This is a genomic window from Algibacter sp. (genome assembly GCF_029245835.1).
GTDB lineage: Bacteria > Bacteroidota > Bacteroidia > Flavobacteriales > Flavobacteriaceae > Algibacter_B.
This window is the reverse complement of record NZ_JAQWOO010000073.1, coordinates 1-10938: the sequence shown is the minus strand read 5'-3', so window position 1 is coordinate 10938 and position 10938 is coordinate 1. Positions and strand designations below refer to the sequence as shown.

Below are 10938 nucleotides of genomic sequence, written 5' to 3'. Positions count from 1 at the left end.
AAGCGTCTCAGAACTCACATAAATAATCTTAAACGTATCGGGTTTAAGTTGCTCAATAACGAATTCTTTTACCTTGCCATCATCTTCAATAATACGTTTTGTAATATAATAAAAGGTTAATCCTGCGGCTTTTTTTCCACTTGGTAATACGGCTATATCGTTTGTCCGCCCTATAAGCTTTTCAAGGATTGGTGTTTTAAGGGTACTGGCTTTTGAAAGGATGCCCATATCGCCAATATCGTACCTAATAAATGGATGGGCTTTATTGTAAAGTGAAGTAATTACGACGCGTCCTTCTTCACCGTAAGGTAAAACGTTATTGTTTTTATCAAGAATTTCAACAAACAGCGTTTCGCTATTCACTTGCCAATCTGTATTCGGGTTTTCAAAAGCTATAACATCCAATTCAGAAGCCCCATATTCATTAATTATGGGCACGCCAAACTGGATTTCCATGAGTTTTTTATCAGCTTCAAAAAGCATTTCAGAAGTGACTATACAAGCTTTTAAAGATGGGCAAATAGTGTTTAGAACCAGGCTTTTCTTCTTAAGAAATTTAGCAAATTGCACAATAGAACTTGTGTAACCATTAATATAATCGAATGGTGTGGATTGAAATGTTTTTAAATGTGTTTCGAAAGCAGCATCACTTAAATCAAACACAGAAAATCGAAACCGACTGCCGAGTTTGTCCTTAAAACGTTCTTTATAATAGCCCATTTTATCCAAAGGAATACCATAAAACCGAGCTTGTTTAGAGCTATTGAAATTTAAGTGATACCATCCAAATCGATTTTGAATAACCGCCCAGGTTAAAGCATGACTAAATTTGTCTTTAGCAAAAACAAAAGGATCACCCGATGAGCCAGAAGTTTTGTTAACGTAAATAGCATTTTTTTTAAACCCTTTTGAAAGGCGCTCTTCTAAAGGTTTTTGTAAATCTTTTTTTGTTAGTATTGGAATGGTATTCCAGTCTGAAAGATTCACTTTACTTGCAAACGATTTATAAAACGGATTATTTTTTAAGTGAAATTCAATAATACTGCGCTTTTTGTCTTCAACATAAGCCTCAAAATCAGTGTCATTGGTATTTTGAATGGTTTTCAACACACGTGAGGCTTCCTTAATGGGAAAGCCGTTTAATTGTAATGAAAAATCAAATAAATTCACGTTAAAAATAGATTGTTTGTAAAGTAAATAAAAAATATTCGTGTATTCGTAGCATTAATTTTATTTTTGCGCAAACAACGATAACTATGAATATTTTAATACTTGGTTCTGGCGGAAGAGAACATACTTTTGCTTGGAAAATTGCTCAAAGTCCTAAATGCGGAAAACTTTTTGTAGCACCAGGAAATTCTGGAACTGCTCAAGTGGCAACAAACGTAAATATAAGCGTAACAGATTTCCCTGCTATTAAAGCACTTGTATTAGAGCAGCATATTGATATGGTTGTTGTAGGTCCAGAAGACCCTTTAGTAGAAGGGGTTCATGATTATTTTTTAAATGATGCTGCTATTAAGCATGTATCGGTTATTGGACCACAGAAAGCCGCTGCGGAATTAGAAGGCAGTAAAGAATTTGCAAAAGAGTTTTTATACCGTCATAATATTCCAACTGCAGCTTATGAGAGTTTTACAAAAGACACGGTTGAAAAAGGCTATGCATTTTTAGAAACTTTGAATCCGCCATACGTTTTAAAAGCTGATGGATTGGCAGCAGGGAAAGGGGTTGTGATTTTAAATGATTTAAATGATGCTAAATCGGAACTAAAAAGCATGCTTGTGGATGCTAAATTTGGGAAAGCAAGTACAAAAGTGGTTATTGAGGAGTTTCTGGATGGTATAGAGCTAAGTTGTTTTGTATTGACAGATGGTACTAACTATAAAATTTTACCAACCGCCAAAGATTACAAACGCATAGGTGAAGGTGATACAGGTTTAAATACAGGGGGTATGGGAGCCGTTTCTCCAGTGCCTTTTGCTACAGAAGAATTTTTAAATAAGATTGAAGAACGCATTGTAAAACCAACCATTGCAGGTTTTAAAACCGACAAATTACCTTATGTGGGTTTTGTGTTTATTGGACTTATTAAAGTTGGCGACGACCCTAAAGTGATTGAATATAATGTAAGAATGGGAGACCCAGAAACCGAAGTGGTTTTACCAAGATTGAAAAACGATTTTGTTGAAATCCTGCAAGCTATGGGCAATGGGACTTTAGATAAAATAAACATTGAAATTGATGAACGTGCGGCTACAACTATAATGACCGTTTCTGGTGGTTATCCTGAAGCTTATGAAAAAGGTAAAGTAATTACGGGGGTTGAAGCTATTCAAGATTCGATAGTGTTTCATGCTGGCGCACAACTAAAAGACGGGAAAATAGTGACTTCTGGAGGACGCGTTATGGCGATAACATCTTATGGAAACACGTACCAAGAAGCCATAAAAAAATCTTACCAAAGTATAGAAAAACTACATTTTGATAAGATATATTACCGTAAAGATATTGGATTCGATTTATAAGTATGAGTGAGAAGAAATGCTTTTATCTTCCTCGTTATTATCATTGAAGCCTTTAAGTTGTAACATCCAGTATACCATAGCAACAAATCCTACAATAATAAAAATCCAAGACACGGTATTTGCACCAAACCAGTTTTCAAGTTCTAATTTTCGCAACTCATCAAAAGGAGCAAAAATAACATCAACAAATAAATCTTGTATTGCGTAAAAGAAATCTTTCATTTTGTATTTGTTTATTAATCACCAACCATTTTATAGTTAGTATATTTACGTTGCAAAAATACAAAAACAGTTAATGATTACAAGCTTTTTTAATAAATCTAGGCCAATATATTTTGCATTTGTCTTCTTCATTACAATTTTAGCGTTTATAATGGCTAGAATTAGTAAGGTAAATGATGTGATACGTTTAGATTTTTCAGTAAAGCAAGTGGTTCTGCTTTTTATAATTTTTGCGTCTATTTTACTCTTAAATTTTATTGTTACTAAGAATAGTTTAACGAACAATAATAATTATGAAATTTTACTATTTAGCCTTTTTTTGTTGTTTATAACACAAACAACGGGGTACTCAAACGTATTGCTCTCTAATTTTTTTGTTTTACTAGGTTTGAGAAGAATTGTGAGTTTACGTTCTTCAAAAAACACAAAGAAAAAACTTTTTGATGCTGCTTTTTGGATGGCTATAGCAGCATTGTTTTATTTCTGGGCTATTCTGTTTTTTATTTTAATAATTGTATCACTTGTTTTATATACAGATAATAATATCAGGCATTGGATCATTCCTTTTTTAGGATTACTAACCGTTTTTATCATTTGTAGTAGTGTTTCAGTACTCTTATACAATAGTTTTTTAGGGATATTTAATATGTCATCAGAAGTTAGTTATGATTTTAGCAACTATAATTCCATTCCATATTTAATTGCTATTACCGTATTACTATCCTTTGGCATTTGGTCTTCAATATTTTATTTACAGAATATAAAAAAGAAGAAAAAGGCGTTTAGAGTATCCTTTAAAACCATTATTCTAGCAGCAATTATAGCGTTTTTAGTGGTTGTTCAAGCCCCCAATAAAAATGGGAGTGAGTTTTTGTTTTTATTTGCACCTTTGGCTATTATAATTGCTAATTATATTGATATTATTCAGGATAAATGGTTTAAAGAACTCTTTTTAGCCGTATTAATTGTGGTTCCTTTTGTATTACTACTGTTGTAGTTTTTTGCCAAAAGCTAAATCTCCGGCATCTCCGAGCCCAGGAACAATATAGCCTTTTTCGTTAAGGGTTTCATCAATAGCGGCAATCCATAAATGGGTTTTGTTATCAAAATTTTGCTTAACAAAATCAACGCCTTGTTGCGCGCCAATAACACTTATGAGATGAACCTCTTTAGGTGTCCCAAAAGGCTTTAACGCTTCAAAAGTGGCTACCATCGATTGTCCAGAAGCCAACATAGGGTCTGCAAGAATAAGTGTTTTTCCTTCTAAATTGGGGCAAGCTAAGTATTCAACGATAATCTCAAAACTTTCAGGGTTGTGTTTATGATGTCTATATGCCGAAATAAAAGCGTTCTCTGCAGTATCAAAATAATTGAGGAGCCCGTTGTGTAAAGGCACACCTGCTCTTAAAATAGAACACAGTACGATATCGTTATTAGCTAAATTGATAACAGATGTTCCTAAAGGGGTTTCAATAGATTTAGATGTATAGCTTAAACTTTTACTCATTTCATAGCCTAAAACTTCACCAATACGTTCAATATTTCTTCTAAAACGCATGCTGTCTTTTTGAATATCAATAGCTCTAATTTCAGAAATAAAAGTGTTTAATATGGAATTTTGAAGTGATAAATTATGGATGGTCATGAATAGAAGTCTAAATTATGAGAAGTAAAGTTAATGAAACCCAATTAGAAATTTAATCTCAATGATTTTGAAGTTTATGAGACACTAAAAATTCTTATATAATTTACGTAGTTTTGTACTTCAAAATATTACAAATATGTTTACAAATAAAGCCAACAAAATTTTTCAAGAGGTTATTGAAAAATACCACATTATTAATACCGTAGATCAACCTTTTAAAAACCCTTATTCAGAAAGTAATTTACTTGAACATCTGTTATACAGAAAATGTTGGATTGATACGGTGCAATGGCATTATGAAGATATTATTCGTGATCCGCAGATAGATCCTGTTGCTGCTTTAACATTGAAACGTCAGATCGATGCTTCAAACCAAGACAGAACGGATATGGTGGAGTATATTGATAGCTATTTTTTAGAAAAATATAAAGATGCTCCTGTAAAAGCAGACGCAACAATTAATACAGAAAGTCCTGCTTGGGGCGTTGACAGATTATCTATTTTGGCTTTAAAAGTGTACCATATGAACGAGGAGGCTACTCGAAAAGACGCTTCTGCAGAACATAAGGCTACGTGTCAGAAAAAATTAGATATTTTATTAGAGCAACGCGTGGATTTATCGACTGCAATTGACACCCTTTTAAACGATATTGAAAAAGGCGATAAATACATGAAAGTCTATAAACAGATGAAAATGTATAATGACGATGAGCTGAATCCTGTATTGCGTTCTCAAAAATAAAATTCCTGCGCAGGCAGGAATCTCAACCTATACATTGAGATGCCAAAACAAAAACACATTCTAGTTATACGTCTCTCAGCCATGGGAGATGTAGCGATGACAGTTCCTGTTTTAAGAGCATTAACCACCCAACATCCAGAACTTAGAATAACCGTTTTAACACGCGCTTTTTTTAAACCTTTTTTTAGAGATTTACAGCATGTTGAGGTGTTTTCAGCAGATGTTAAAGGGGCCCATAAAGGCGTTTTTGGGCTTTATAAATTAGCCAAAGCACTTAACAAAAAGCAGTTTTACGTGGTTGCCGATTTGCATAATGTGCTTAGAAGTAAAATGATAAAGAAGTTTATAAAATGCAAGCGTTTTATTTCTATTGATAAAGGAAGAAAAGAAAAACGACTCCTAACTTCCGGGACAGTATTTAAAAAACTTAAAAGAACGCATCAACGCTATGCAGATGTATTTGGAGGTTTAGGATTTGAAGTTGATTTGAATCATCCACATTTTCCTAAAAAAGCAATTTTAAGCCCTAAACTTCAAGAATTACTGGGTAATCATTCCATGAAACGTATTGGAATTGCGCCATTTGCAGCTCACGAAGGAAAAATGTATCCTTTAACTTTGATGAAGACCGTTATTGAAAATCTATCGAAAGACTATAAGCTTATTTTGTTTGGAGGAGGACCGTATGAGTCAGAAATTCTAAATGAATTCCAAACGAGCTTTAATAATACTATAAACCTTGCTGGTAAGGTATCTCTTAACGAAGAAATGGATGTGATTTCAAATCTTGATGTTATGCTCTCCATGGATTCTGGAAATGCACACATTGCTGCTATGCTGGGTGTTAAAGTGGTTACTATTTGGGGCGTTACACATCCCTTTGCTGGTTTTGCACCTTTTAATCAACCCGAACATCATGCTTTAATGGCTGATAGAGAAGCATTCCCATTAATACCAACCTCAGTTTACGGAAATAAATATCCAGAAAGTTATAAGGAAGCTGCGGGTAGTATTTCCCCTAAAACTATTGTTGAAAAAATCAAATCTATAATCTAACAGCGAAGCGGTCTAAAGTCTAGCGTCTTTCTTATTAAACATCATCGTAATCAATAGTCATAGTAGGCGTTGTTGGATGTGCTTGACACGTTAATATTAAACCTTCAGCGACTTCACTTTCAGTTAATATGTTGTTTTGAGTCATAGTAGCACTACCCTCAGTAACTCGAGCTATACAACTACTGCAAATCCCACCTTGACAAGAGTATGGAGCATCTAAGTCTTCATCTAAAGCTGCTTCAAGTATAGTTTGTTTTTGAGACATTTCAAAAGTAGACGTTTCATCATCAACGGTAATTGTAATTTTTGTGCTACCAGAGGCTATATTTTCTTCTTTTACATCCGAAGTTTTAGCGGCTTTAAAAAGTTCAAAATGAATACGATTTTCATCGATATCATGTGTTGTTAATACATCTTTTACAGTATGAATCATCGCTTCAGGTCCGCATAGGTAAAAGGCATCAACCTCAATATGTTTGTGCTTATTTTTCATGATGTAATTAACCGTGCTTTTTTCAATTCTACCAAAAATGGAATCATCTTCATCTTGTTGGCTAAAAACGAATTGAATTGAAAAACGATCTTTGTATTCATGTTGAAGTTCTAAAAGTTCGTTTAAAAACATGGTGTCCTTAGTGGTTTTGTTTCCATAAACCAATATAACTTTACTATACACTTCCTCTTCTAAAGCACATTTAATAATACTTAAAACAGGAGTAATACCGCTCCCTGCACAAAAAAGGGCTATATTTTTTGTTTTTGAATCGTTTGGTTCAAATATGAATCTGCCTTTTGGAGAGGCCACTTCAATAGTGTCACCAACTTTTAAGGTTTTATTTGCATAGGCAGAAAACGTACCGTCTTTAACTTCTTTTACAGCAACTTTTAATTCGCCGCTTTTTGGAGACACGCAAAGTGAGTAATCTCGACGTACTTCATGGCCATCTATATCAGTTTTTAAAGTAATATACTGTCCCGCTTTAAATGCAAAGGTCTTTTTAAGATTTTCAGGAAGATTAAAAGATATGCCAACGGCTTTATCGGTTTCTCTTTTTATGTTTTTTACTGAAAGTTTATGAAATGATGACATATAAAAAAATTTTCAACAAAAATACTAAAGCCAATAAAAACAAAGCTTCTTTTTTCTATAAAAAATAATGCATATAAATTTTATGCATAAGAAAATTATGTATATATTTATCAATCGATGAAAAGCACTAATTTATACAAAGGCAGTTTAATAACCATCATTTTAAAACTCTTAAATGAGCATGATAGCATGTATGGCTATGAGATCACTCAAAAGGTAAAAGAGATTACAAAAGATGAGCTTCAGCTTACAGAAGGCGCATTATACCCAGCGCTCCATAAATTGGAGGCTCAAGGTTTATTGGATGTTGAGGTCATTAAGATTGGAAATAGGGTTCGTAAATATTACAAATTAACGGAAGCTGGCACAAAAGAAACCGTAGATAAACTTGCGGAATTGGAGAGTTATATTAGAAACATGCGTGCTTTAGTAAATCCAAAATTTCGTTTAGAGTAATGCATAAATTAACAGACCATCACATAGAAGCACTTTACAAATTTACAAGAAATCATTATGTAGCATGGTATGTTGTGCAAATCGAATTGGTAGACCATTTGGCAAATGGCATTGAAAACCAATGGATAGAAAATCCAAATCTGTCTTTTGAAAGTGCCTTAGCTACAGAATTTAAAAAGTTTGGTATTTTCGGTTTTTCAGATGTCATCGAACAAAAAACCAAAGCCTTAAATACATTTTATAGAAAGGAGATTTGGAAGTATTTTAAAGATTTTTTTAGGTTGCCAAAAATTATTGCGACACTGTTCTCTATTTGGGGGTTATTTATCATCCGAGATTATTTGAGTCTGATAAAGATTGGGGAGATGTCTCCAAAATAATATTATCGGTATGCGTCGTTTTATATATGTTGTTATTTTATGTTTCAATAAAAATTGTTGAACCTAAACTAAAAGAAAAATTATCAGAAGAATTTCCAGAATATAAATTGATAAATAGTGTAACATTTTAAAACATTAGAATACTTACTTTTAGGAAAACTATAACCACAAAAAATGATAAAACGATTTTTGAATTTAGAATGGAAGGCTTTTTTTAGATCTGCTAGTTTTGGAAAAAGTTTAGGCATTAAAATATTTATGGGCTTTATAAGTCTATATTTTATTGCTATTTTTTTAGGAATGGGATTATTATTATATCCTGGGCTTAAAGATATGTATCCTGATAAAGACCCATTACTTATTGTAAACAACTTTTTGTTTTATTGGATAATTGGTGATTTAGCATTTCGTTTTTTCTTTCAAAAATTACCAGTAATGAGTGTAAAACCATTATTGACCTTGCCTGTTAAAAGAAGTCAGGTTGTTAATTTTGTTTTAGGAAAATCAGCTTTTTCGTTTTTCAATTTCTTGCCCTTATTTGCTATCATTCCATTCGGGATTACGTTGTTATTTAAAGACTATCCCGTAACAAATGTATTAATATGGATGCTTGCACTGATTTTAGTAGTACTCATTATAAACTTTTTAAATTTTATTATTGAAAGCTTTTCTGCTGAAAAAGAATTGTCTTTTCTTCCAATAATCATATTAGTGGGTGGTTTATATGCCTTAAATCATTTCAATATGATCTCTTTTAATCTAATAGTAGGCGATGGTTTCAATGCTATTTACAAAACCCCATTATTAGTTGTAGTCCCTTTTTTAATACTAGCGGTTTGTTATGTAGTAAATTTTAAATTGCTAAGACAAAAGTTGTTTTTAGATAGTGGATTAAAAACAAAAATAAAGCAAGTAAACGCTTCAAATTTAGAGTGGACAAAAAACTTTGGAGATATTGCCCCTTTCATGCAACTCGATTTAAAATTAATATGGCGTAATAAACGCACCAAATCTTCAGTTTGGATGCTAGTTATAGGGCTACTTTATGGGTTGTTTTTTTATCCCCAGCCTACCTATCAAGGTATGCCGTGGTTTTTTGTTTTTATTGGGGTGTTTTCAACGGGCATATTTCTAATCAACTTTGGTCAATTTATACCAACCTGGGATAGTGGTTATTATAAACTACTGATGAGTCAGAATATTAAATACGAACAGTATTTAAAATCTAAATTTACTTTAATGGCGGTTAGTGTAATCATTCTATTCGTTCTTGGAATTCCTTACGTATTCTTCGGTTGGAAAATTCTATTAGCACATTTTGCTGCCGCAATTTATAACATTGGTATTAATACGCACGTCATTTTACTTGGAGGGTCCTTTAACAGAAAAAAAATCGATTTAAGTCAAAAAGCAGCATTCAATTATCAAGGTACAGGTGCGGTGCAATGGCTAATAGGGATTCCATTATTACTATTTCCAATGGCTTTATTCGCAGCATGCTACTTTTTAATAAGCTTTGAAATAGCCTGCTTGGTTCTCATAATTCTTGGTGTTATAGGCATTGTATTGCATCAAAAATTAATGAAAATAATTACACAAAAATATTTAGATTCAAAATATAAAATGATTGATGCTTTTGATCAAAATAACTAATGAACTCATTTAAGTACAAAAAGTTTAAATAAGCACTAAAAAAATCAAATAACATGATAACAACTTCTAATTTATCAAAAAAATACAATGGAATTTCAGTTTTAAATATCGAATCTTTAGAGATTCCTAAAGGGCAAAGCTTTGGTTTGGTAGGTAATAATGGCGCTGGCAAAACAACATATTTTAGCTTGCTTTTAGATTTAATTCAACCTACAACTGGCTTTATAGATAGCCATGGTATACAGGTTAATAAAAGTGAAGATTGGAAACCTTTCACATCGGCGTTTATAGATGAAAGTTTTTTAATAGGGTATTTAACTCCAGAAGAATACTTTTATTTTATTGGAGAGTTACGCGGACAAAATAAAGCCGACGTCAATGCTTTAGTAGCGCAATTCCAAGACTTTTTTCATGGCGAAATATTGGGTCAAAAAAAGTATTTACGAGATTTAAGTAAAGGAAATCAAAAGAAAGCAGGTATTGTAGCAGCACTTATTGGAAATCCAGAAGTGATCATTTTAGACGAACCTTTTGCGAATTTAGACCCCACAACTCAAATCAGACTAAAAAATATTATTAAAGAATTAGCAGAAAAACAAGGTGTTACGGTCTTAATATCAAGTCATGATTTAATGCATGTTACCGATGTTTGCGAGCGTATTGTAGTTTTAGAAAAAGGGGAAGTTGTTAAAGATTTAGCAACCAGCGCAGCTACTTTAAAAGAGCTCGAGCAACATTTTTCTGGTTCAGAAACGGTTTTATGACAGTTTAATTTGGGAGCATCCCTTTAGGGTCGGGTTTTATTCATTGGTTAATATTGCTTAATTAAGGTATTCATGAATATAAACATTTCGGTAGTCGCTTTTTTGTGTTGCACTTATACAACACAAAAAGAGCTTCAACAAATACCTCAATCCCTTGCGCACTTATCTAAAGTGTTTACCTTCTAAGACTAACTTTTGCGGATTTGCCTGCGTTAGGGATAGTAGTGGATAGCCCACAGCTTTTGCGCCTTAGCGCAGAAGCGAGGACTTGGAACGAATAGCCCGACCCCTTGTGGGTAACGCCCAAAGTATTTACTAGTAAAAATGGAGGTTGTAAGCTACTCTGTATAGCCATTTTATACTTCAAAATAGAGCTAAATCCAAAAAGATGCTTATTTTTAC

At 32.9% G+C, this 10938-nt stretch carries 13 protein-coding genes; 8 read left to right on the top strand and 5 right to left on the bottom strand.

Annotated elements, in window-relative coordinates; translation table 11 throughout:
- The coding region (locus P8K68_RS11990; protein WP_300251258.1) for a phenylacetate--CoA ligase family protein at positions 1–1170 on the bottom strand (1170 nt) is incomplete at its 3' end.
- An 86-nt stretch (positions 1171–1256) separates the two neighbouring features.
- Here P8K68_RS11990 and purD point away from each other — a divergent pair.
- A complete protein-coding gene (purD, locus tag P8K68_RS11985; RefSeq protein WP_300251256.1) occupies positions 1257–2528 on the top strand; it encodes a phosphoribosylamine--glycine ligase in 1272 nt (423 codons plus the stop codon).
- Here purD and P8K68_RS11980 read toward each other — a convergent pair.
- Entirely contained in the window at positions 2523–2750 is a 228-nt protein-coding gene (locus P8K68_RS11980) for a uracil phosphoribosyltransferase (protein WP_300251253.1), read from the bottom strand. The two genes, purD and P8K68_RS11980, sit on opposite strands and share 6 nt — an antisense overlap.
- A gap of 73 nt (positions 2751–2823) precedes the next feature.
- Here P8K68_RS11980 and P8K68_RS11975 point away from each other — a divergent pair, with 73 nt between their 5' ends.
- Complete coding sequence (locus P8K68_RS11975) at positions 2824–3747, top strand: DUF6427 family protein (protein ID WP_300251250.1); 924 nt, start codon at positions 2824–2826, stop codon at positions 3745–3747.
- On the opposite strand, the gene upp is transcribed toward P8K68_RS11975, so the two are convergent.
- Positions 3736–4395, bottom strand: a complete 660-nt coding sequence (gene upp / locus P8K68_RS11970; RefSeq protein WP_300251248.1) for a uracil phosphoribosyltransferase — start codon at positions 4393–4395, stop codon at positions 3736–3738. The genes P8K68_RS11975 and upp overlap by 12 nt on opposite strands.
- Before the next feature lie 136 nt (positions 4396–4531).
- Between upp and P8K68_RS11965 the strand changes: the two genes are divergently transcribed.
- Together P8K68_RS11965 and P8K68_RS11960 are read left to right on the top strand one after the other, a co-directional pair.
- Entirely contained in the window at positions 4532–5137 is a 606-nt protein-coding gene (locus tag P8K68_RS11965; protein WP_300251245.1) for a DUF4254 domain-containing protein, read from the top strand.
- Positions 5138–5176: 39 nt separating this feature from the next.
- Positions 5177–6193: a glycosyltransferase family 9 protein gene (locus tag P8K68_RS11960; RefSeq protein WP_300251243.1), complete on the top strand. Its 1017-nt coding sequence runs from the start codon at positions 5177–5179 to the stop codon at positions 6191–6193.
- 34 nt (positions 6194–6227) lie between these two features.
- Here the strand turns inward: P8K68_RS11960 and P8K68_RS11955 are convergent, their stop codons facing one another.
- On the bottom strand, positions 6228–7283 hold the full coding sequence (locus tag P8K68_RS11955; RefSeq protein ID WP_300251240.1) for a ferredoxin--NADP reductase: 1056 nt from the start codon (positions 7281–7283) through the stop codon (positions 6228–6230).
- A 117-nt stretch (positions 7284–7400) separates the two neighbouring features.
- Here P8K68_RS11955 and P8K68_RS11950 point away from each other — a divergent pair, with 117 nt between their 5' ends.
- The 4 genes from P8K68_RS11950 (at position 7401) to P8K68_RS11935 (ending at position 10536) form a co-directional block, all read left to right on the top strand.
- Positions 7401–7739: a helix-turn-helix transcriptional regulator gene (locus P8K68_RS11950; RefSeq protein WP_300251238.1), complete on the top strand. Its 339-nt coding sequence runs from the start codon at positions 7401–7403 to the stop codon at positions 7737–7739.
- Positions 7739–8119: a hypothetical protein gene (locus P8K68_RS11945; protein WP_300251236.1), complete on the top strand. Its 381-nt coding sequence runs from the start codon at positions 7739–7741 to the stop codon at positions 8117–8119. Before P8K68_RS11950 ends, P8K68_RS11945 begins: the two co-directional genes overlap by 1 nt.
- 174 nt (positions 8120–8293) lie before the next feature.
- A complete protein-coding gene (locus tag P8K68_RS11940) occupies positions 8294–9772 on the top strand; it encodes a DUF5687 family protein (protein ID WP_300251233.1) in 1479 nt (492 codons plus the stop codon).
- A 53-nt stretch (positions 9773–9825) separates the two neighbouring features.
- Positions 9826–10536: an ABC transporter ATP-binding protein gene (locus P8K68_RS11935; protein ID WP_300251230.1), complete on the top strand. Its 711-nt coding sequence runs from the start codon at positions 9826–9828 to the stop codon at positions 10534–10536.
- A 175-nt stretch (positions 10537–10711) separates the two neighbouring features.
- On the opposite strand, the gene P8K68_RS11930 is transcribed toward P8K68_RS11935, so the two are convergent.
- Positions 10712–10938, bottom strand: a 227-nt coding sequence (locus P8K68_RS11930) for a hypothetical protein (RefSeq protein WP_300251228.1), incomplete at its 5' end; no start/stop codon positions are given.